The organism is Microbacterium sp. NPDC057407 (assembly GCF_042803895.1).
Classification (GTDB): Bacteria; Actinomycetota; Actinomycetes; order Actinomycetales; family Microbacteriaceae; genus Microbacterium.
The window spans coordinates 157342-178479 of record NZ_JBHVCA010000006.1 but is presented as its reverse complement, the minus strand read 5'-3'; the positions used below and the strand labels follow the sequence as shown (position 1 = coordinate 178479).

At 70.6% G+C, this 21138-nt stretch carries 20 protein-coding genes and 1 tRNA gene; 16 read left to right on the top strand and 5 right to left on the bottom strand.

What is annotated here, in order from left to right; genetic code table 11:
* Positions 1 to 90: 90 nt before the first annotated feature.
* Positions 91 to 163, bottom strand: a tRNA-Arg gene (locus tag ACFUTX_RS15190).
* Positions 164 to 225: 62 nt separating this feature from the next.
* Positions 226 to 1035 (bottom strand): SGNH/GDSL hydrolase family protein, encoded by an 810-nt coding sequence (locus ACFUTX_RS15185; protein WP_378866447.1) that lies wholly within the window; start codon positions 1033 to 1035, stop codon positions 226 to 228.
* 160 nt (positions 1036 to 1195) lie between these two features.
* Here ACFUTX_RS15185 and ACFUTX_RS15180 point away from each other — a divergent pair, with 160 nt between their 5' ends.
* The 10 genes from ACFUTX_RS15180 to ACFUTX_RS15135 all read left to right on the top strand — a co-directional run bounded on the left by ACFUTX_RS15180 (position 1196) and on the right by ACFUTX_RS15135 (position 13850).
* The gene (locus tag ACFUTX_RS15180) at positions 1196 to 2065 is read left to right on the top strand and encodes a transglutaminase family protein (RefSeq protein WP_378866444.1); all 870 of its coding nucleotides are present in this window, start codon (positions 1196 to 1198) and stop codon (positions 2063 to 2065) included.
* Positions 2066 to 2128: 63 nt separating this feature from the next.
* Positions 2129 to 3793 carry an arginine--tRNA ligase gene (argS, locus tag ACFUTX_RS15175; protein ID WP_378866441.1) on the top strand — a complete coding sequence of 555 codons (1665 nt, stop codon included), beginning with the start codon at positions 2129 to 2131 and terminating at the stop codon, positions 3791 to 3793.
* Positions 3794 to 3795: 2 nt separating this feature from the next.
* The gene (locus ACFUTX_RS15170) at positions 3796 to 4632 is read left to right on the top strand and encodes a DUF2993 domain-containing protein (RefSeq protein WP_378866438.1); all 837 of its coding nucleotides are present in this window, start codon (positions 3796 to 3798) and stop codon (positions 4630 to 4632) included.
* Between the two features lie 469 nt (positions 4633 to 5101).
* The gene (gene lysA / locus ACFUTX_RS15165) at positions 5102 to 6535 is read left to right on the top strand and encodes a diaminopimelate decarboxylase (RefSeq protein WP_378866435.1); all 1434 of its coding nucleotides are present in this window, start codon (positions 5102 to 5104) and stop codon (positions 6533 to 6535) included.
* On the top strand, positions 6532 to 7836 hold the full coding sequence (locus ACFUTX_RS15160) for a homoserine dehydrogenase (protein WP_378866432.1): 1305 nt from the start codon (positions 6532 to 6534) through the stop codon (positions 7834 to 7836). The genes lysA and ACFUTX_RS15160 overlap by 4 nt, the downstream gene beginning before the upstream one ends.
* A 5-nt stretch (positions 7837 to 7841) precedes the next feature.
* On the top strand, positions 7842 to 8933 hold the full coding sequence (gene thrC / locus ACFUTX_RS15155; RefSeq protein WP_378866429.1) for a threonine synthase: 1092 nt from the start codon (positions 7842 to 7844) through the stop codon (positions 8931 to 8933).
* Positions 8930 to 9877: a homoserine kinase gene (gene thrB, locus ACFUTX_RS15150; protein ID WP_378866426.1), complete on the top strand. Its 948-nt coding sequence runs from the start codon at positions 8930 to 8932 to the stop codon at positions 9875 to 9877. The genes thrC and thrB overlap by 4 nt, the downstream gene beginning before the upstream one ends.
* A gap of 191 nt (positions 9878 to 10068) precedes the next feature.
* Positions 10069 to 12195, top strand: a complete 2127-nt coding sequence (gene rho, locus ACFUTX_RS15145) for a transcription termination factor Rho (protein ID WP_378866423.1) — start codon at positions 10069 to 10071, stop codon at positions 12193 to 12195.
* A gap of 32 nt (positions 12196 to 12227) precedes the next feature.
* Positions 12228 to 13307 (top strand): peptide chain release factor 1, encoded by a 1080-nt coding sequence (prfA, locus tag ACFUTX_RS15140; RefSeq protein WP_378866482.1) that lies wholly within the window; start codon positions 12228 to 12230, stop codon positions 13305 to 13307.
* 141 nt (positions 13308 to 13448) lie between these two features.
* Complete coding sequence (locus ACFUTX_RS15135; protein WP_378866420.1) at positions 13449 to 13850, top strand: hypothetical protein; 402 nt, start codon at positions 13449 to 13451, stop codon at positions 13848 to 13850.
* A 146-nt stretch (positions 13851 to 13996) separates the two neighbouring features.
* On the opposite strand, the gene epsC is transcribed toward ACFUTX_RS15135, so the two are convergent.
* The 3 genes from epsC to cysK (ACFUTX_RS15120) are packed head-to-tail and all read right to left on the bottom strand — an operon-like array spanning position 13997 to position 16503.
* Entirely contained in the window at positions 13997 to 14587 is a 591-nt protein-coding gene (gene epsC, locus ACFUTX_RS15130; RefSeq protein WP_378866417.1) for a serine O-acetyltransferase EpsC, read from the bottom strand.
* Positions 14584 to 15537, bottom strand: a complete 954-nt coding sequence (gene cysK / locus ACFUTX_RS15125) for a cysteine synthase A (protein ID WP_378866414.1) — start codon at positions 15535 to 15537, stop codon at positions 14584 to 14586. Before cysK (ACFUTX_RS15125) ends, epsC begins: the two co-directional genes overlap by 4 nt.
* Positions 15538 to 15564: 27 nt before the next feature.
* The gene (cysK, locus tag ACFUTX_RS15120) at positions 15565 to 16503 is read right to left on the bottom strand and encodes a cysteine synthase A (RefSeq protein ID WP_378866411.1); all 939 of its coding nucleotides are present in this window, start codon (positions 16501 to 16503) and stop codon (positions 15565 to 15567) included.
* A gap of 98 nt (positions 16504 to 16601) precedes the next feature.
* Here cysK (ACFUTX_RS15120) and prmC point away from each other — a divergent pair, with 98 nt between their 5' ends.
* The 6 genes from prmC (at position 16602) to atpE (ending at position 21122) form a co-directional block, all read left to right on the top strand.
* Positions 16602 to 17480: a peptide chain release factor N(5)-glutamine methyltransferase gene (gene prmC / locus ACFUTX_RS15115; RefSeq protein ID WP_378866408.1), complete on the top strand. Its 879-nt coding sequence runs from the start codon at positions 16602 to 16604 to the stop codon at positions 17478 to 17480.
* Between the two features lie 62 nt (positions 17481 to 17542).
* Positions 17543 to 18229, top strand: a complete 687-nt coding sequence (locus ACFUTX_RS15110) for an L-threonylcarbamoyladenylate synthase (protein ID WP_378866405.1) — start codon at positions 17543 to 17545, stop codon at positions 18227 to 18229.
* Positions 18226 to 19389, top strand: coding sequence for an MraY family glycosyltransferase (locus ACFUTX_RS15105; protein WP_378866402.1), 1164 nt, complete (start codon positions 18226 to 18228; stop codon positions 19387 to 19389). Before ACFUTX_RS15110 ends, ACFUTX_RS15105 begins: the two co-directional genes overlap by 4 nt.
* On the top strand, positions 19386 to 19913 hold the full coding sequence (locus tag ACFUTX_RS15100; protein WP_378866399.1) for a hypothetical protein: 528 nt from the start codon (positions 19386 to 19388) through the stop codon (positions 19911 to 19913). The genes ACFUTX_RS15105 and ACFUTX_RS15100 overlap by 4 nt, the downstream gene beginning before the upstream one ends.
* Before the next feature lie 131 nt (positions 19914 to 20044).
* Positions 20045 to 20836, top strand: a complete 792-nt coding sequence (gene atpB, locus ACFUTX_RS15095) for a F0F1 ATP synthase subunit A (protein WP_378866479.1) — start codon at positions 20045 to 20047, stop codon at positions 20834 to 20836.
* Positions 20837 to 20882: 46 nt separating this feature from the next.
* Complete coding sequence (gene atpE, locus ACFUTX_RS15090; protein WP_056121278.1) at positions 20883 to 21122, top strand: ATP synthase F0 subunit C; 240 nt, start codon at positions 20883 to 20885, stop codon at positions 21120 to 21122.
* Positions 21123 to 21138: the final 16 nt, after the last annotated feature.

Genomic DNA, 21138 nt, shown 5'->3' with positions numbered 1-21138 from the left:
GCTAACTCCCCCCGATCCGGGGGCTGTACGATTGCTGGCGCGGCCCAACCGACAAACGACCGGCCCGATTGGGCCGGTCGTTTCTCGTTGTGCCCCCGACAGGAATCGAACCTGCGACCTTTGGTACCGGAAACCAACGCTCTATCCCCTGAGCTACGGAGGCGTACCCGACGAGATTACCAGGCGCGAGACAGGCCGCCCGACGGGCGAGCCGGACACGACGGGTCAGCGGGCGGGCAGCTCGGCGCCCAGCGGGGCATCAGCGACGATGTCGGCGGGCTCCGACATCCGCTCGACCGCCTCCGCCACCTTCGTCGCAAGGTAGGCGTGACCCTCGGTCGACGGATGATCGCGACCGATCGGGCCCGTGTCGATCACCGACAGGTAATTCGCCTCGGTGATCCAGTCCTCGGCCAAGGGGGAGATGTACCACCAGCCGCGCGCCGCGGCGTAACGGGAGAGGTCCTTGTCGATGGCCGCCGTGCCGGGCTCCACCGGAAGCACCTGCGGCGACGGGCCCAGGATCACCACCGTCGCCTCGGGATAGAGCGCCGCGAGGGTGTCCCACACGGTGGCGACAGCATCCCGATACCCGTTCGGATGCAGCAGCCGATCGTTGATCGAACCCTCGACGATGATCAGATCAGGGTCGAGCTCGGGATCGAGGTCGGCCACACGCTCCACGTACGAACCGCCGTCCAGACCCGCCCGCAGGTACCCGCTGGCGCGAACTCCGTCGACCACCGTGTCCCACCCGAGGTTCTCGCTCAGCCGGTACGCGAAACCGTTCGACGGCACATCGGCGCCCGAGCCATACACCCACGAGTCGCCGAAGATCAGCACCCGCGGATTCTCGGGCAGCGCCAGCGGCGCCGGAGCGATCACCGGCAACGACTCGTCCTGCGCGGCGACCGGCGCCGACGGAGTGATCCACGGACGCCACACCCCGAGCGCGCACACCACAGCGACAGCGAGCGCGGCGCACAGGATCGGCAGCCACGAACGCCGTGCGCGGGGGCGTCCGGGCGCGTGCATGCGAAGAGGGTAAGACAAAAAACGACAATGTCCGCATCGGGGGCCGGACACCTGGGGAAACACCGCGCAGATCCTGAGCAACCAGGCCCCTCGGCACACTCCCAGCAAGCCGCTCGCGCCCGTGTGCGAAGCGGCCATTCCGGCATGCGAGGATACTGCGATGCAACGCGTCGTGACCGCCGAACTGGACCTCGAACTGGGGGCCTCCGTCGACCTCATCTTCCAGATCACGGCGGCCCAAGGCGTGCCCCTCGCGGGGGAGCAGCTGACCTTCACGCAGGGCGACCGCACCTACACCCCGACCGAGATCGTCGACCAGTCCGGCAGCCGCCTGCACCGCCTCCTCGGCGAAGCCGGACGCCTCGAAGTCCGCTACGAAGCGACCGTCGAAGGCCACGCCGCCGCCAGCCGCACCAGCGACCTCGAAGCCATCACCTACCTGCGCCCCAGCCGCTACTGCCAGTCCGACGAGGTCTTCCAGCAGGCCCGCCGCCAGTTCAAAGGCCTCTCCGGCCACGAGCTCATCGCCGCCGTCACCGACTTCGTCTCCACCAGCACCACCTACACCCCCGGCCTCAGCCAGGGCACCGACAGCGCCGTCACCACCCTCATGACCGGCCAAGGCGTCTGCCGCGACTACGCCCACGTCGTCATCGCCCTCCTGCGCGCGATGGACATGCCCGCCCGCTACGCCGCCTGCTTCGCCCCGGGCCTTCGCCCCATGGACTTCCACGCCGTCGCCGAGGCCTACCTCGACGGCGCCTGGTACGTCATCGACGCCACCCGCCTCGCCCACCGCCGGTCGCTCGTGCGCATCGCCACCGGACGCGATGCCGCCGACTGCGCCTTCCTCAGCTACCACGGCGGCTACGTCGGCCTCGAGCGCATGCGCGTCGACGCGTGGGTGGTTCCGGATGCCGCAGACCTCGACGGCCTCGCCCCGGTCGGCGACAGCGCGGGCGAGGACGCGCGGGTCGAAGCATCCGATCCCTCCCTCGACGACTTCACCTCGCTCGTCCAGCTCGCCTGACCCCCGGATGGCACCCGAGGCCCGCGAAGGGGCGCAGCCGCCGCGAACTAGACTGGTGCGGCTATGAATCCCGAAGCCCTCTCCGCCGCCCTGCTCGCCGTCATCGCCCCGCTCGCCGAGGCACGACGACCCGGCGCGGCCGATGGGCTCACCCCCGCCGACTTCCCCCTCGAACGCCCCAAGAACCGCGACCACGGCGACTGGGCCTCCAACGCCGCCCTCAAGCTCGCCAAGAACCTCGGCGCCAACCCGCGCGAGTTCGCCGCCGACATCGCAACCGGCCTCGGCGCGGTCGACGGCATCGCGAGTGTCGAGGTCGCCGGCCCCGGGTTCATCAACATCCGACTGGATGCCGCAGCCGCCGGCGCCCTCGCGAAGACCATCGTCGACGCCGGCGCCGCCTACGGCACCAACGACACCCGCGCCGACGAGGTCATCAACCTCGAGTTCGTCTCCGCCAACCCCACCGGCCCCATCCACCTCGGCGGCACCCGCTGGGCCGCCGTCGGCGACTCCCTCGCCCGCGTGCTCGCCTCGCAGGGCGCCCAGGTCACCCGCGAGTACTACTTCAACGACCACGGCGCCCAGATCGACCGCTTCGCCCGCAGCCTCGTCGCCGCCCACGAGGGCCTGCCGACGCCCGAAGACGGCTACGGCGGCGGCTACATCGCCGACATCGCCCGCCGCGTCGCCCTCGCGTACGAAGGCGACATCGACGCCCTCGACCCCGCCGCCAAGCAGGAGGCGTTCCGCGAGCTCGGCGTCGGCTTCATGTTCGACGAGATCAAGAAGAGCCTCCACGACTTCGGCGTCGACTTCGACGTCTACTTCCACGAGAACCACCTGCACGACACCGGCGCCGTCGAACGCGCCGTCGCACGCCTGCGAGACCTCGGCCACATCTTCGAGGCCGACGGCGCCACCTGGCTGCGCACCACCGCGTTCGGCGACGACAAAGACCGCGTCGTCATCAAATCCGACGGCGAGCCCGCCTACATCTCGGGCGACCTCGCCTACTACCTCGACAAGCGCGAGCGCGGCTTCAACCGCTGCATCATCATGCTCGGTGCCGACCACCACGGCTACGTCAAGCGCCTCATGGCCATGTGCGCCGCGTTCGGCGACGAGCCCGGCGTCAACCTGCAGATCCTCATCGGCCAGCTGGTGAACCTCGTGAAAGACGGCCAGCCCGTCCGCATGTCCAAGCGCGCCGGCACCGTCGTCACCCTCGAAGACCTCGTCGAGGTGGTGGGAACGGATGCCGCGCGCTACGCCCTCGTGCGCAGCTCCGCCGACTCCAACCTCGACGTCGACCTCGACGTGCTCCAGAAGCGCACGAACGACAACCCCGTGTTCTACGTGCAGTACGCCCACGCACGCACCCACAACGTCGGACGCAACGCCGCGGCATCCGGCGTCGACCGCTCGGAATTCGCGCCCGAGCTGCTCGCGCACGAGACCGAGTCGGCCCTGCTCGGCGCGCTCCAGGAGTTCCCGCGCATCGTCGCGTTCGCCGCCGAGGTGCGCGAACCGCACCGCATCGCCCGCTACCTCGAAGAGCTCGCCGGCCTGTACCACCGCTGGTACGACAACTGCCGCGTCATCCCGCTCGGCGACGAGCCCGTCGGGGCAGTGCACCGCACGCGGCTGTGGCTCAACGACGCCACCGGACAGGTGCTGCGCAACGGCCTCCACCTGCTCGGCGTCAGCGCCCCGGAGCGGATGTAGCGATGATGGCGCGCGGCGAGACCCAGCCCACCCAGCCGCTGCGCTGGGAGGTCGCCGAGCCGACTCCCCGCCGCCGTCGCCGCGGGTGGCCCTGGATCGTCGCCTTCCTCATCGTCGCCGCGCTCGCCATCGGCGCCTGGTTCGCCGCCGAAGGGATCGCGCGCAACATCGTCGAACGCACCGTGCGCACCCAGATCGCCGACCAGCTCGCGCTCCCGCCCGAGCACCCGATCGAGGTCGACGTGCCCGGCATGGTGCTGCCGCAGCTCATCCGCGGAAACCTCGACCAGCTGACAGTGACCTCCGAGGACGTCCCCGTCGGCTCGTTCGAGGGCGACGTCGTCGTCGAAGCGACCGACATCCCGGTCAGCGGCGGCGGCGACATCGGCGAGGCGCACGCCACCGTCAGCCTCGACCAGGCTCAGCTGCAATCGCTGCTGTCGTCGGTCGACGGGTTCCCCGCCGAGGAGGTCTCGCTCGCGGCCCCGGATGTCGCGGTGCAGACCGACATCCAGGTCTTCGGCATCCCGTTCCCGGTCGGCGTCTCGCTCACCCCGTCGGCGACCGAGGGCGACATCGTCCTCACGCCCACCTCGTTCGAGGTCGCCGGCGCGCAGGTCGACGCGACGACGGTGTCCGACCGGTTCGGTCCCCTCGCCGACGTGCTCGTGCGCGACTGGAGCGTCTGCATCGCCGACTACCTGCCGGCCGGCGTCACCCTCACCGACGTGCAGGTCGACGGCGACGTCCTGGTCGCCGACGCCGACGTCGACGGCGCCATCGTCAACGACGTGACCCTGCAGGAGAACGGCACCTGCGACCAGCGCGTCAGCCCGTGACGCACATCACGGGCCGGGCATGACCTCGGGCGTCCACGATGTCCCACTTCTTCGATTCCATGTCCCACTTTCGAGGGGCCGGCGGGGTCAGAGGCTCACAAAATCGGGACATAGAACCCTCGCACCCCGCTCACGCTGGGCAGCTCTCCGTCCCGGCCCGAGCTCAGCGCCCATCGATGTCCCACTTCTTCGACACCGTGTCCCGCCATTGCGCCGCCGGCGGGCACACACGCTCGCAAAACTGGGACACGCATCCCCGAGGGCAGCGACCAGCGCGTCCGCCCGTGACGCACATCACGGGCGGGGCATGGGCCGTGCCCTAGACTGCAAGGACGCCTCGGCACGTGAACCCCCCGGCCGCGGCGGCACCGCCGATCCGGTCACCGGGCGGCCCCCTGCAGCCTCAACCGCCACGAGCCCGAACCCCACGAAGCCCGCACCGCCACGAGCCCGAACCGATTGGTCCCCCGTGTCCGCCCCGTCGCCGTCCCACCCGCAGGCTCAGCCTGACTCGCTGGCACCGGAGTGGCTGGTCGAGCCCGACGACGCCAACGCGCTCGCCGCTCACGTGTGGCCCGAGCGGGCGTCCCGCGACACCGACGGCGTACTCACCCTCGGCGGCATCCCGGCGACCGAACTGCGTGAGCGCTTCGGCACCCCGCTGTGGGTCCTCGACGAAGACGAGGTCCGCGGGCGCGGCCGCCGCACTCTCGACGCCTTCCGCGCCGCAGCCGCCCGCCACGGCGTGCAGGCCCGCGTCTACTACGCCGGCAAGGCGTTCCTCAGCACCGAGGTGGTCCGCTGGGTGCGCGAAGAAGGACTCGCGATCGACGTCTGCACCGGGGGAGAGCTCGCCGTCGCCCTCGCCGGCGGCGCCGACCCCGCACGCCTCGGATTCCACGGCAACAACAAGAGCGTCGCCGAGCTCGAGGCATCCGTCGCCGCAGGCATCGGATCGATCGTCATCGACAGCCCCATCGAGATCGAGCGCCTCGCCGCCATCGTCGAGCGCCGCGGCGCCACCCAGGCGGTGCTGCTGCGCGTCAACAGCGGCGTGCACGCCGAGACCCATGACTTCTTGGCGACGGCGCACGAAGACCAGAAGTTCGGTTTCACGCTGACGGATGCCGTCGCCGCCGCCGCACGCGTGCGCGAGGTCCCCGGACTCGAGCTCATCGGCCTGCACTGCCACATCGGATCGCAGATCTTCGGCACCGCCGGGTTCCAGGAGTCGGCGGCCCGCATCGTCGAGCTCCACGCCGAGCTGCTCGCCGGGGGCGACCTGCCCGTCCTGAACCTCGGCGGCGGCTTCGGCATCGCGTACACGTCCGTCGACGACCCGACGCCGATCGAAGACCTCGCCGCCGGGATCGCCGACGCCGTCGCGCGCGAGTGCGAGGTGCGAGGCATCCGGATGCCCGACCTGGCGTTCGAGCCCGGCCGCGCCATCGTCGGACCGGCCGGTGTCACCCTCTACGAGGTCGGCACCACCAAGCCCGTCGAGGCCGGCGACGGCGCCACGCGCCTGTACGTCAGCGTCGACGGCGGCATGAGCGACAACCCGCGGCCCGCGCTCTACGGGGCCCAGTTCTCGGCCCGCGTCGCCTCACGCATCAGCGACGCCGCCCCCGCGCTCGCGCGGGTGGTCGGCAAGCACTGCGAGTCGGGCGACATCGTCGTCGATGCCGAGTACCTGCCCGGCGACATCACCCCGGGCGACCTGCTCGCGGTGCCGGCGACCGGCGCGTACTGCTTCTCGCTCGCGAGCAACTACAACTACGTCCCCCGCCCGCCCGTCGTGGCGCTGCGCGGGGGAGAGGCCCGCGTCATCGTGCGCGGCGAGACGATCGACGATCTGCTCTCGCGCGACGTGGGCGTCACCCCGAGGGAAGGGAAGGCATGACCGACTACCGCCGCCTCCGCGTCGCGCTCCTGGGCGCCGGCGCCGTGGGATCGCAGGTCGCCGCGCTGCTGCGCCAGCACGCCGACGAGCTCGCCGACCGGGCCGGAGCCCGCCTCGAGCTCGTGGGCATCGCCGTCCGCGACGTCGACGCCCCGCGCGACGCCGACCTGCCCCGCGAGCTCTTCACCACCGACGCCGAGTCGCTGATCGTCGGCGCCGACATCGTGATCGAGCTCATGGGCGGCATCGAGCCGGCGCGCGCCTACCTGCTGCAGGCCATCAACTCCGGCGCCGACGTCGTCACCGCGAACAAGGCCCTGCTCGCCACGCACGGACCCGAGATCTTCGACGCCGCCGATCAGGTCGGCGCCGAGGTGTACTACGAGGCCGCCGCCGCCGGCGCCATCCCGATCATCCGCCCCCTGCGCGATTCGCTCGCCGGCGACCGCGTGCAGCGCATCATGGGCATCGTCAACGGCACGACGAACTACATCCTCGACCGCATGGACACCGAGGGCGCCGACTACGCCGACGTGCTCGCCGACGCGCAGAAGCTCGGCTACGCCGAGGCCGACCCGACGGCCGACGTCGAGGGCTACGACGCGGCGCAGAAGGCGGCGATCCTCGCGAGCCTCGCCTTCCACACGACCGTGCCGCTCGACGCGGTGCACCGCGAGGGCATCACCGGCATCGACAAGGGGATGATGGATGCCGCGCGCCACGCCGGCTACGTCATCAAGCTGCTCGCGGTGTGCGAGCGCCTGACCGGCTCCGAGGGCGAGGCGATCTCCGTCCGCGTGTACCCGGCGCTGGTCGATCGCGCGCACCCGCTCGCGAGCGTCCACGGCGCGAACAACGCCGTCTTCGTGCAGGCCGAAGCCGCCGGCAACCTCATGTTCTACGGCGCCGGCGCCGGCGGTGTGCAGACCGCGTCGGCCGTGCTCGGCGACGTCGTCTCGGCCGCGCGCCGCCACATCGCCGGTGGCGTGGGCGTCGGCGAGTCGACCCTCGCGAACCTCCCCGTCGTCCCGGTCGGCCGCGTCACCACGCGCTACCAGATCACCCTCGAGGTGACCGACGAGGCCGGAGTGCTGGCGACCGTCGCCGGCATCCTGAGCGACGGCCGGGTCTCGATCGCGACCGTCGAGCAGCCGGTGGCGGGCGAAGACGCCCGCACCGCCCGCCTCGTCATCGGCACGCACAAAGCCTTGGAGCAGGACCTCAGCGAGACGGTCGACCGTCTCGCCGCGAGCGGCGTCGTCGAGCGCGTCGTCTCGGTCCTGCGTGTGGAAGGAGACTGACCGACATGGCAGCACACGTCTGGCGCGGAGTCCTGCGCGAATACGCGGATCGACTGGGTGTCACGGATGCCTCGACCGTCGTCACCCTCGGCGAGGGCGGCACGCCGCTCCTCCCGGCCCCGGCGCTCTCGCGCCTCACCGGAGCCGACGTCTGGGTCAAGTTCGAAGGCATGAACCCGACCGGCTCGTTCAAGGACCGGGGGATGACCGTCGCCGTCTCGCGTGCGATCGAGCACGGCGCGAAAGCCGTCATCTGCGCCTCGACCGGCAACACCTCGGCCTCCGCCGCCGCATACGCCGCCCACGCCGGCATCACCGCCGCCGTGCTGGTGCCCGAGGGCAAGATCGCGATGGGCAAGCTCTCGCAGGCCGTCGCGCACAACGGGCAGCTCATCCAGATCCGCGGCAACTTCGACGACTGCCTCGAGATCGCCCGCGAGCTCGCCGACAACTACCCGGTGCACCTCGTCAACTCGGTGAACCCCGACCGCATCGACGGCCAGAAGACCGCCGCCTACGAGGTGGTCGAGCAGCTGGGCGACGCCCCCGACTTCCACTTCATCCCGGTCGGCAACGCCGGAAACTACACCGCCTACTCGCGCGGCTACCGCGAAGAGGTCGAGGCGGGTGTCGCCACGCGCGTGCCGCGCATGTTCGGCTTCCAGGCCGAGGGCTCGGCGCCGCTCGTGCGCGGCGAGGTCGTCAAGAACCCTGAGACGGTTGCCAGCGCGATCCGCATCGGCAACCCCGCGTCGTGGGAGTTCGCGCTCGAAGCGCGCGAGGCGACCGACGGCTACTTCGGCGCCATCGACGACGACCGCATCCTCGCGGCGCAGAAGCTGCTCTCCGGAGGGGTCGGCATCTTCGTCGAGCCGGCATCGGCGATCAGCGTCGCCGGCCTGCTCGACCGCGTCGAGGCGGGCGTCGTGCCGAAGGGCGCGCGCGTCGTGCTGACGGTGACCGGCCACGGGCTCAAAGACCCGCAGTGGGCCCTCCGCAACGCCGACGGCACCCAGGTCGAGCCCACAGTGGTCGACGCGACCACGTCGGACGTGGCATCCGTTCTCGACCTCGCCCCCGTGGGGGCGACCGCGTGAACGCACCCGTCGCGCCCGCACCGGGGCGACGGGTGGTGGTGCGGGTCCCCGCGACCAGCGCCAACCTCGGACCCGGGTTCGACACCCTCGGCCTCGCGCTGAGCGTGTACGACGAGCTCGACGTCACGGCCCTGCCCGAGGGCGAGCTCGAGATCGACGTGACCGGAGCCGGCGCCGACGACGTGCCCCGCGACGCCTCGCACCTCGTGGTGCGCGCGATCGCGTACGCGTACGAATCGGTGGGGCGACGGATGCCGGGGCTCCGCCTGCACGCGCACAACGTGATCCCGCACGGCCGCGGCCTGGGCTCGTCGGGCGCGGCCGTCGTGTCGGGACTGCTCGCCGCGAAGGGCCTGCTCGAGGGCGACGTCGAGTTCGGCGACGACACGCTCCTGCGCCTCGCGACCGAGCTGGAGGGACACCCCGACAACGTCGCCCCGGCCCTGTTCGGCGGGCTCACGATCGCGTGGGTCGACGAGACCGGGCCCCAGCACAAGAAGCTCCTCGTGCACCGCGGCGTCTCGCCGCTCGTCTTCGTGCCCGAGTTCACGATGTCGACCGAGGTCGCCCGCAGCCTGCAGCCGCTGCAGGTGCCCCGTGAGGACGCGGTCTTCAACGTGTCGCGCTCGGCGCTGCTCATCGCCGCGCTCACCCAGAGCCCCGAGCTGCTGCAGGCCGCCACCGAAGACAAGCTGCACCAGAACTACCGGGCGAGCGCCATGCCCGAGACCGACCGGCTCGTGCGGGCGCTGCGCGCCGACGGGTTCGCCGCCGTCGTCTCGGGTGCGGGACCGAGCGTGCTCGTGCTGGCCGACGGACCCGGCCGTCGCCTCGACGCCGCCGCCCTCGCGGCCCGCGCGGCCGACACCCCGTGGGAGGCGCTCATGCTCGCCGTCGACTTCAAGGGTGGTACAGTGAGGGAGCACGCGGAGGGTTCCACATGAGTCGTGAATCTGGCCTCCGTCGCAATCTGCGAACCCCGCACAGCCCCCCATCCTGCTGACGGCCTCTGAGCACCATCGCGGTGCACACGCCGACCGAAGGATCTGAGTTCGTCAAGGGGTCGGGCAGACGCCTGCCGAGCAGCGCGTCCGTGCGAACGTGCATTTTCCATTCGTTTGACAAGGGAGAACTCGTGGAGTCCATCTCCGAGATCCACACTGCCGACGCATCGGCCGACGAGCGCGCCGAGGCGCCCGAGGTCGAGAACGCCGGCACCACCGACACCGCCGCGGCTGAGTCCGCCGAGGTCGCCGAGTCCGGTTCGGTCGAGACCGCGGCCGAGGGCGCTGCGGCTGAGGCCGAGCCCGACGAGGCTGCTGAGGCCGAGACTGCGGCTGAGGTTGCGGCAGCCGACGAGGCGCCGGCCGCCGAGGTCGAGGTCGTTGACGCACCGGCCGCTGAGGCCGCCCCCGCCGACGAGGCCGCACCGGCCGCTGAGGCCGCGCCCGCCGAGGCGCCGGTGGCCGAGGGCGCCCCCGCTGAGGCTGAGGCCGCCGCCGTCGCCGCAGCCGCGGCATCCGTCGAGGTCGCCCCCGCCGCGCCCGCCGACGCGGCTGTCGAAGCTCCCGCGAAGGCGCCGCGCAAGCGCGAGCCCCGCCGCGCCAAGAGCACCGACCCCAAGCCCGAGGCCGCCGAGGCGCCCTCCGCCGACGCCGTGGCCGAGACGCCCGCCGCAGCTGAGACGGTTGCCGAGGCATCCGCCGCCGACACCGCCGAGGCGCCCGCCGCCGCGCCCGCCGAGGGCGAGGCTCCCGTCGAGGGCGCCCCGGCCGAGGCATCCGACGCCGACAGCGCCGAGCAGAGCGGCGAAGGCTCCGACGAGCAGCCGTCGCGCGGCCGCAGCCGCAGCCGCAGCCGCAGCCGCAACCGGGGCGGCAACGCCCAGGGCGGCCAGAACGGCGGCAACGGCCAGAACGGTCAGAACGGCGGGCAGAACGCGCCCGCACAGCCCGCGAAGGACGCCGACAGCGACGACGACCAGCCGCAGTCCGGCGGCCGCAACCGCCAGCGCAACAAGCGCCGCGGCGGCACCGCACAGGGCGGCGACGAGTTCGAGACCGAGATCGGCGAGGACGACGTCCTGATCCCGATCGCGGGCATCCTCGACGTGCTCGACAACTACGCGTTCGTGCGCACGTCGGGCTACCTGCCCGGCACGAGCGACGTGTACGTCTCGCTCGGACAGGTCAAGAAGTACAACCTGCGCAAGGGCGACGCGGTCGTCGGCGCCATCAAGCAGCCGCGCGAGGGCGAGCAGTCCAGCCGTCAGAAGTACAACGCGCTCGTCAAGGTCGACGCGATCAACGGCCTCTCGGTCGACGACGCCGCGACCCGCGTCGAATTCGGCAAGCTGACGCCGCTCTACCCGCAGGAGCGCCTGCGCCTCGAGACCGCGCCCGAGAAGCTCACCCAGCGGATCATCGACCTCGTCGCGCCGATCGGCAAGGGCCAGCGCGGCCTCATCGTCGCACCGCCGAAGGCGGGCAAGACGATCGTGCTGCAGCAGATCGCCAACGCCATCGCGATCAACAACCCCGAGGTTCACCTCATGGTCGTGCTCGTCGACGAGCGCCCCGAAGAGGTCACCGACATGCAGCGCACCGTGAAGGGCGAGGTCATCGCCTCGACCTTCGACCGCCCGGCAGAAGACCACACCACGGTCGCCGAGCTGGCGATCGAGCGCGCCAAGCGCCTGGTCGAGCTCGGCCGCGACGTGGTCGTGCTGCTCGACTCGATCACCCGCCTCGGCCGCGCCTACAACATCTCGGCACCGACCTCGGGCCGCGTGCTCACCGGTGGCGTCGACGCGTCGGCGCTGTACCCGCCGAAGCGGTTCTTCGGCGCGGCGCGCAACATCGAGAACGGCGGTTCGCTCACGATCCTCGCCACGGCTCTCGTCGAGACCGGCTCCAAGATGGACGAGGTCATCTTCGAGGAGTTCAAGGGCACCGGCAACAGCGAACTGCGCCTCAACCGCCAGCTCGCCGACAAGCGCATCTTCCCGGCCGTCGACGTCAACGCGTCGAGCACCCGCCGCGAAGAGATGCTCCTGTCGCCCGACGAGGTCAAGATCACCTGGAAGCTCCGCCGTGCCCTGGCCGGCCTCGAGCCCCAGCAGGCCCTCGAGGTCGTGCTCGGCAAGCTCAAAGAGACCCAGTCGAACGTCGAGTTCCTCATTCAGATGCAGAAGTCGATCCCGGCGCCGACCACCGGCCACGGCGGCGGACGCAGCCACGCGGACGACAACAGCATCCGCTGAACCTCGGGGAGCACCACGTGGCCGAACCCGCCATGTTCGACTCCGTCCGAGGACTGATCGAGGAGCACACCGCCGTCCAGGCCGAGCTCTCCGACCCGGCGGTGCACGCCGACGCCGCCCGGGCGAAGCGCGTCAACCGGCGCTACGCCGAGCTGTCGCGCATCGTGAAGGCGTACGAGGACTGGGCCGCGGCATCCGATGATCTCGACGCGGCGCGCGAACTCGCCAAAGAGGACGACGCGTTCGCCGAAGAGATCCCGGCGCTCGAAGCCGGGCTCGCCGACGCCCAGGAGCGCCTGCGGCGCCTCCTGATCCCGCGCGACCCCGACGACGCACGCGACGTGATCATGGAGATCAAGCAGGGCGAAGGCGGCGCCGAGTCGGCGCTGTTCGCCGCCGACCTGTTGCGGATGTACCTGCAGTACGCCGCCTCGAAGGGGTGGAAGACCGAGCTGCTCGAACGCAACGAGTCCGACCTCGGCGGCTACAAGGACGTGCAGGTCGCGATCAAGGGCTCGTCGTCCGACCCGGCGCAGGGGGTGTGGGCGCACCTCAAGTACGAGGGCGGCGTCCACCGCGTGCAGCGCGTGCCCGCCACCGAGTCGCAGGGACGCATCCACACCTCGACCACCGGTGTGCTCGTGTTCCCCGAGGTCGACGAGCCCGACGAGATCGAGATCAACCAGGCCGACCTCAAGATCGACGTCTTCCGGTCGTCCGGACCGGGCGGGCAGTCCGTGAACACCACCGACTCGGCGGTGCGCATCACCCACGTGCCGACGGGCATCGTCGTCTCGATGCAGAACGAGAAGTCGCAGCTCCAGAACCGCGAGGCCGGCATGCGGGTGCTGCGTGCCCGGCTGCTCGCGCGGCAGCAGGAAGAACTCGAAGCTGCGGCATCCGACGCCCGCAAGTCGCAGATCCGCGGCATGGACCGGTCCGAGCGCATCCGCACCTACAACTTCCCCGAGAACCGCATCGCCGACCACCGCACCGGCTACAAGGCGTACAACCTCGACCAGGTCATGGACGGCGCGCTCGAGCCCATCATCGAGTCGGCGATCCAGGCCGACGAAGAGGCGCGGCTCGCGGCGCTCGGCGGCGACGCCTGACCCCGGGGCTGCCGGCGCGGGGTTCGCGCGGGCCTTTCCCGGCACGCGCGGCCGTTCGGGCGAGGCGCGAACGCCGGTTACGGTAGCGCGGGGCGCGGTGGTCCCATCGAGAACCGGATGCCTCGGCGCTAGGCTCAGCGCGTGATCACCCTCGTCATCCGTGCCCTCATCTTCCTGGTGTCGGCGTTCCTCGGTCTCGTCGCCGCCGACCTGCTGCTGCCCGGGTTCTCGCTCCACTGGAACGACTGGTGGGGCATCCTGCTCGCCGTCGTCATCTTCGCGATCCTGCAGAGCGTGCTGACGCCGTGGATCTTCACACTCACCCGCCGTCACGCCAACGCGCTCGTCGGGGGAGTGGGCCTGCTGTCGACCTTCGTGGCGCTCCTCATCGCCGTGCTCATCCCCGCGGCGGGCATCGGCATCGACGGCCCCGTCGCCTGGATCATCGGCACGCTCATCGTGTGGCTCGTGACCGCGCTCGCGACCTGGCTGCTCCCGCCGTTGTTCATCAAGAAGAAGGTCGACCAGGGCCGCACCCCCTGACCGGGCCGCCCGGTGCTGATCGCGGGGGGATCTCGATACACCGCCTGCGGCGGCACTCGATCTGCGGGGGAGGCGCCGTGGGCGGGAGATCTCGATACGCGCGGCCTTCGGCCGGGCTACTCGATCTTGATCGGCCGCGCGTCGCGTCAAATGTGGTACTCGGGGTACTCGGGGGCCGTGAGGAGGGCGCGGGTGTCTTCGCCGTCGCGCCGGTGCCGGGGCTTGGCGGGGATCCCGACGAGCACGCTGTCGGGCGGGGCATCCTTCGTCACCACCGCGTTCGCTCCCACGACCGAGCCTGCGCCGACGGTGACCGGGCCGAGGATCTTCGCACCGGCACCGATCGCGACGCCGTCCTCGATCGTCGGATGCCTCTTGCCGCCCTCGCGCTGACGACCACCCAGCGTCACCCCGTGGTAGAGCATGACGTCGTCTCCGACCTCGGCGGTCTCGCCGATCACGACGCCCATGCCGTGGTCGATGAAGAATCGACGCCCGATCGTCGCGCCGGGGTGGATCTCGATGCCGGTCAGCCAGCGGGTGACCTGCGAACCCGCCCGGGCGACGAAACGCACCCGGCGGACCCACAGCGCGTGCCACACCCGGTGCGCCCAGATGGCGTGCAGCCCCGGATAGAGGAGCGCGATCTCAACCCCGCTGCGCGCTGCCGGGTCGCGCAGGCGCGCGGCCGTGAGGTCTTCGCGCACCCGTGCGAGCAGGCCGACGCGCTCGCTCACGACGCGGCCTTCTCGGGCTCGCGCAGGTGCTCGTACAGCGCCGTCGACAGGTAGCGCTCGCCCGAGTCGGGCACCAGCACCACGATCCGCTTGCCCGCCGCCTCGGGACGGGCGGCGATCTCCAGCGCCGCCCAGACCGCAGCTCCGGCCGACATGCCTGCGAGGATGCCCTCGGCCGTCGCGAGCTCCCGGGCGACGCGGATCGCATCGTCGAACTCGACATCGAAGATCTCGTCGATCACCGAGCGGTCGAGCACGTCGGGCACGAAGTTCGGCCCGATGCCCTGGATGCGGTGGCCGCCGGCGCGGCCCTCCGACAGCATGGGGGAGTCCTTGGGCTCGACCACCACGATCCGGACGTCGGGGTTGCGCTCCTTCAGCACCTGGCCGACACCGGTGATCGTGCCGCCGGTTCCCGACCCGGCGACGAAGTAGTCGACGCGGCCCTCGGTGTCGCGCCAGATCTCCTCGGCCGTCGTGCGCCGGTGGATCTCGGCGTTCGCCTGATGCTCGAACTGGCGGGCGAGGATCGCGCCCGGCGTCTCGTCGACGATGCGGCGCGCTTCGGCGACCGCCTCGGTCATGCCCTTGTAGGGGTCGGTGAGCACCAGCTGCGCGCCGTACGCCTTCAGCAGCGTGCGGCGTTCCTTCGACATCGACGCCGGCATCGTCAGGATCACCTTGTACCCGCGCGCCGCGCCGATCAGCGCCAGCGCGATGCCGGTGTTGCCGCTCGTCGACTCGACGATGGTGCCGCCCGGCTTCAGCTCGCCTGCCTGCTCGGCCGCCGTGACGAGCGCGTAGCCGAGACGGTCCTTCACGCTCGATCCCGGGTTGTAGAACTCGAGCTTGGCGAGCACCTCGGCGTCGAGGCCGCGCGTGAGCGCGTTGAGCCGCACGAGCGGGGTCTCACCGAACGCGGTGGTGATGTCGGAATGGATGCCGGGCACGGAACGCCTTTCTGAAAGCGGTGTGCCTCAATCCTCTCGCAGGTTCTCGAAGAGCGCGGTCGACAGGTAGCGCTCGCCGAACGAGGGGATGATCACGACGATGTTCTTGCCGGCGGCCTCGGGACGCGCGGCGATCTGCAGAGCGGCCCACACGGCGGCACCCGACGAGATGCCGACGAGGATGCCGTCCTTCGTGCCGACCGCGCGTGCCGTGTCGATCGCGTCGGTGAACTCGACGTCGAAGACCTCGTCGATGACCTCGCGGTCGAGGATCGCCGGGACGAAGTTGGGCCCGATGCCCTGGATCTTGTGCGGACCGGGGGTTCCCTTGGTCAGGAGGGGCGAATCGGCCGGCTCGACGGCGACCACCTTCGCGCTCGGCACGCGCTCCTTGAGCACCTGGCCGACGCCCGTGATCGTGCCGCCGGTGCCGATGCCGGCCACGAAGTAGTCCACCTGCCCGTCGGTGTCGCGGATGATCTCCTCGGCCGTGGTCTTGCGGTGGATGGCGGGGTTCGCCTCGTTCTCGAACTGGCGCGCGAGCACGGCGCCCGGGATCTCGGCGGCGAGCTCCTCGGCCTTCGCGATCGCGAGCTTCATGCCGCCTGACGGGTCGGTCAGCACCAGTTCGGCGCCGTAGCCCTTGAGCAGCAGGCGCCGCTCGATCGACATCGACGACGGCATGGCGAGCACGACGCGGTAGCCGCGCGCGGCCCCGACCATCGCGAGTGCGATGCCGGTGTTGCCGCTCGTGGCCTCGACGATGGTGCCGCCCGGCTTGAGCTCTCCGGAGGCCTCGGCGGCGTCGACGATGGCGATGCCGAGCCGGTCTTTGACGCTCGAGGCCGGGTTGTAGAACTCGAGCTTGGCGAGCACGTTGCCGCCCAGCCCTTCGGCGACCCGGTTCAGGCGCACCAGCGGGGTGTTTCCGAAGGCGGAGGTGATGTCGGGATGGATGCCGGTCATGACGGGCCTTTCGAAAGGAGAGGTCTGCGGGTGGCACAAGCCTAGGGGGAGGCATCCGCTCCGCGTCCAATATGACGGGGCTTAGGCTGGACGGGCTCATGCCTGGCCCCGCACGCTCTTCGTCGCTGTCCGACGCGCTCCGCGCCGCGATCGCGCGCCTCGCCGACGCCGGCGTTCCCGACCCCGAGGTCGACGCCGAGCTGCTGACCGCGTTCGTGCTGGGCCTCGGCCGCGGGGGCGTGCAGGCGGCGGCCTTCCGCGGCGACCCGATCGACGCCGCCGACGCGGCACGCCTCGACGACGCGGTCGAGCGGCGCGCGACCCGCGAGCCGCTGCAGCACATCACGGGCGTGGCGCCCTTCCGCCACCTCGAGCTGCACGTCGGCCCCGGGGTGTTCGTGCCCCGGCCCGAGACCGAGATCGTCGCACAGCTCGCGATCGACGCGCTGCGGGCCGCGGCATCCCCCAGCCCCATCGCGGTGGATCTCGGAACCGGAAGCGGCGCGATCGCCCTCGCGATGGCCACCGAGGTGCCGCACGCACGGGTCTACGCCGCCGAGAACTCCGTCGACGCCTTCATCTGGACCAAGGAGAACTTCGCCCACGTCGCCGCCGACAACGCGCGGCTCGCGTTCATCGACCTCGAGCACGCATTCCCCGAGCTCGACGGCACGGTGTCGGTCGTCGCCTCCAACCCGCCGTATGTTCCGGATGCCGCGATCCCGCGCGATCCGGAGGTGCGGTTCTTCGACCCGCCCGCCGCCCTGTACGGGGGAGAGGACGGCCTCGACGTCGTGCGGGTGCTCAGCGGCGTCGGCCTGCGGCTGGCGCACCCCGGCGGCACGATCGTGATCGAGCACGGCGAGTGGCAGGGCGAAGCGATCCGCGCGATCCTCACGGCCGACGGCTGGCGGGCCGCTGCGACCCATCCCGACCTCACGATGCGCGACCGCGCGACCACCGCGATCCGGCCGTAGCAGGAGCCTTCCGGGCGGCGTCCAGCGTGCGTCCGGGACGTCGCAATTAGACTGTGCGCGACATGTCCCCCATCTTCGACTGCCGTGATGAGGCGCAGCTGCTTTCCGGCATGCGCCATGCGCGCCAGGCCATCGGCCGTGGCGAGCTCGTCGTCATCCCCACCGACACCGTCTACGGGGTGGCCGCCGACGCCTTCAGCGCGACCGCCGTGCAGCGCCTGCTCGACGCCAAGGGCCGCACCCGCCAGATGCCCCCGCCCGTCCTGGTGGCCGGCATCGCGACGCTCCGCGCGCTCGTCGCCGAGGTGCCCGAGCCGGTCGAGAGGCTGGTCGAAGAGTTCTGGCCCGGCGGGCTCACCATCGTCCTCCCCGCCCAGCCGTCGCTGTCGTGGGACCTCGGTGAGACCCGCGGCACGGTCGCGGTGCGGATGCCCGCGCACCGCATCGCGCTCGAGCTCCTGGAAGAGACCGGCCCGCTCGCCGTGTCGAGCGCGAACCGCACCGGCATGGCCGCCGCGATCGCCCCCGAGGACGCCGAGGACATGCTCGGCGACAGCGTCGCGGTGTATCTCGGCGACGGCATGTCGACGGACGGGATCGCCTCGACCATCGTCGACGCGACGAGCCTGGTGGGCGGGAGCAAGCCGGTCGTGCGCGTCCTGCGCGAGGGAGCAGTCTCGCGCGAGCGGCTACGCGAGGTGTTGGGCGATCTACTGGAGCCCGACCCCGACGAGCCGAGCACCTCGTGAAGCAGTACGTCTTCACGATCCTCTTCACCGCCGCCGTCACCTTCGCGCTGGCATGGACGGTGTGGCGACTGAGCCTGAAGTACAAGCTGTACCCGGGCATCCGCGAGCGGGACGTGCACAAGACGCCCACGCCCCGCCTCGGCGGTGTGGCCATGTTCGTCGGCGTCGTCGCCGCGTTCCTCGTCTCTTCGCAGCATCCGTTCTTCGCCATCATCTGGAGCGAGCCCGTCCAGATCTGGGCGATCCTCGGCGCCACCTTCCTCATCGTCGTCATCGGGGTCGCCGACGACCTCTGGGACATCGACTGGATGATCAAGCTCGGCGTGCAGTTTCTCGCCGCCGGCATCATCGCGTGGTTCGGCGAGCTGCAGATCTACTCGCTCCCCATCGGCGGGATCGCGATGGGATCCAGCTGGATGAGCTTCACCCTCACCGTCTTCGCCATCGTCGTCGTCATGAACGCGGTCAACTTCATCGACGGTCTCGATGGGCTCGTCGCCGGGGTGGCCCTCATCGCCAACGGCGTGTTCTTCGCGTACTCGTACATGCTCGCGCGCGACACGGGGGCGAGCTCGTTCTTCAACCTCGCCTCGTTCATCGCCGCCGTGCTGATCGGCGTGTGCATCGGGTTCCTGCCGCTCAACTGGCGCCCCGCGCGGCTCTTCATGGGCGACTCGGGCGCGCTCATGATCGGGCTCCTCATGGCCTGCTCGGCGATCGCCGTCACGAGCAGCATCACCCCGGCGATGATCGGCGACAACGACGAGTTCGGTCGCTCGCAGCTGCTCGGCGCGTTCATCCCGATCCTCCTGCCCGTGGTGGTCGTGCTGCTGCCGCTGCTCGACTTCGGGCTCGCCGTCGTGCGGCGGATGTCGCAGGGCAAGTCGCCCTTCTCGCCCGATCGCAAGCACCTGCATCACCGCATGCTCGACATGGGTCACTCCGACCGCGACGCCGTGCTGATCTTCTACGCGTGGACGGCCATCGTGAGCCTCTCGGTGCTGCTGATGTACATCGGCACGTCCGAGGGGTGGCCCGGCGACTACCTGCTCGGCGTGGCGTTCGGCGTCGTGGGCGCCGCGGCCTGCCTCGTCGTCACCCTCATGCCCTCGCGCCGCCCCGCGCCCCGACCCGAACCCGTCCTGGAGAACGCCCGATGAGCCCCAACCCCGTTTCGAGCACCCCCATCCTCCGCACCGTCCTGGTGTGGGGAGGGATCGTCGCCGGGAGCCTCGCCGTCATCGCCGGCCTCGTCGGCTACCTCGTGGCCGGTCCGAACGGGCTCTGGAGCGGGCTCGCCGGCGTGCTCGTCGGCGCTGCGTTCCTCGCGATCACCGTCATCAGCATCCTCATCGCCAACCGCTGGTACGGCGACGCGCTCTACGTGCCGATCTTCTTCGGCATCGTGCTCGGCGGATGGATCCTGAAATTCGTCGTCTTCCTCGTCCTGCTCTTCGTGCTGCGCGGTCAGCCGTGGATCGATCCGACCGTGTTCTTCCTCGCGCTCGTGGCGAGCGTGCTCGCGTCCCTCGCCGTCGACGTCGTGGTCCTGACCCGGATGCGGGTGCCCCACGTCAGCGACGTCCAGCTGCCTACCGACCCCGACGCGGGGGACCGCCGCGACGCTCATGCCCAGTCCCCGCAGGATCGCCCCGCCGCGGATTCCGGCACGCCAGGAGTTTGATAGGCTGATCTCGCGCCCGCCACGCTCGCTCCGCGAGATTTTCGCGGAGTGACGCTCACCGACCATCGTCGCAACGGTTCTCGACCGATGCCCCGAAGCTGGAGCCAGCGCTGACTACTCAAGCTGCGACCCTGATCGCCCCCTTTGCTGCGGATGCTCCGCCGGAGTTCCACGGTCCTACGATCGATGAGTTCTTCCCTGAGGTTCTCACGACCCTGGCCGGTGTGCCGATCACTCGGATCCACCTGATCCAGTTCCTCGCGACGATCGCGGTCGTCCTGATCTTCTGGCTCGGCACCCGGCGCATGAAGGTCGTCCCGGGGCGCTTCCAGAGCCTCGTCGAGATGGGCCTCGACTTCGTCCGGGTGAACATCGGCGAAGACCTCCTCGGCAAGAAGGACGCTCAGCGCTTCCTGCCCATCCTCACGACGATGTTCTTCATGATCCTGTTCATGAACATCACGGGCATCATCCCGTTCCTGAACATCGCCGGCACGAGCATCATCGCGGTGCCGCTCACGCTCGCGATCGTCAGCTACGTGACGTTCATCTACGCCGGCATCAAGAAGAGCCCGAAGAACTTCTTCAAGAACTCGCTCTTCCCCTCGGGCGTGCCGTGGCCGATCTACTTCATCGTCACGCCGATCGAGCTCATCTCGACCTTCATCATCCGGCCCATCACGCTGACGCTCCGACTCCTCATGAACATGATGGTCGGCCACCTGCTGCTCGTGCTGTTCTTCGCCGCCACGCAGTTCTTCATCGTCGACCTCGGCGGCTGGTGGTCGATCCTCGGCGCCGGCAGCCTCGCGTTCGGCTTCGTCTTCACCCTGTTCGAGATCCTGGTGGCCGTCCTCCAGGCCTACGTCTTCGCCCTTCTCACCGCGGTCTACATCCAGCTCGCGGTCGCTGAAGAGCACTGATACGGGACGGCCGGAAGGCCGCCCACAACCGAAAGGAAACACCCCCGTGGACGCAACTACGGTTCTCGCCGAGGTCACCGGCTCCATCGCCACCGTCGGCTACGGCCTGGCCGCGATCGGTCCGGCCATCGGCGTGGGCATCGTCGTCGGCAAGACGATCGAGGGCGTGGCGCGCCAGCCCGAGCTCGCCGGCCGCCTGCAGGTGCTCATGTGGATCGGTATCGCCTTCACCGAGGCGCTCGCCTTCATCGGCATCGCTACCGGCTTCATCTTCGGCTACGCCTGAACCGAACCGACCTCTT

What these genes read in the sequence shown, in the direction of transcription:
- ACFUTX_RS15185 (WP_378866447.1), bottom strand. Translation starts at nt 1,035, where the DNA reads ATGCACGCGCCCGGACGCCCCCGCGCACGGCGTTCGTGGCTGCCGATC.
- ACFUTX_RS15180 (WP_378866444.1), top strand. Translation starts at nt 1,196, where the DNA reads ATGCAACGCGTCGTGACCGCCGAACTGGACCTCGAACTGGGGGCCTCC.
- argS (WP_378866441.1), top strand. Translation starts at nt 2,129, where the DNA reads ATGAATCCCGAAGCCCTCTCCGCCGCCCTGCTCGCCGTCATCGCCCCG.
- ACFUTX_RS15170 (WP_378866438.1), top strand. Translation starts at nt 3,796, where the DNA reads ATGATGGCGCGCGGCGAGACCCAGCCCACCCAGCCGCTGCGCTGGGAG.
- ACFUTX_RS15160 (WP_378866432.1), top strand. Translation starts at nt 6,532, where the DNA reads ATGACCGACTACCGCCGCCTCCGCGTCGCGCTCCTGGGCGCCGGCGCC.
- thrC (WP_378866429.1), top strand. Translation starts at nt 7,842, where the DNA reads ATGGCAGCACACGTCTGGCGCGGAGTCCTGCGCGAATACGCGGATCGA.
- prfA (WP_378866482.1), top strand. Translation starts at nt 12,228, where the DNA reads ATGTTCGACTCCGTCCGAGGACTGATCGAGGAGCACACCGCCGTCCAG.
- cysK (WP_378866411.1), bottom strand. Translation starts at nt 16,503, where the DNA reads ATGACCGGCATCCATCCCGACATCACCTCCGCCTTCGGAAACACCCCG.
- prmC (WP_378866408.1), top strand. Translation starts at nt 16,602, where the DNA reads ATGCCTGGCCCCGCACGCTCTTCGTCGCTGTCCGACGCGCTCCGCGCC.
- ACFUTX_RS15110 (WP_378866405.1), top strand. Translation starts at nt 17,543, where the DNA reads ATGTCCCCCATCTTCGACTGCCGTGATGAGGCGCAGCTGCTTTCCGGC.
- ACFUTX_RS15100 (WP_378866399.1), top strand. Translation starts at nt 19,386, where the DNA reads ATGAGCCCCAACCCCGTTTCGAGCACCCCCATCCTCCGCACCGTCCTG.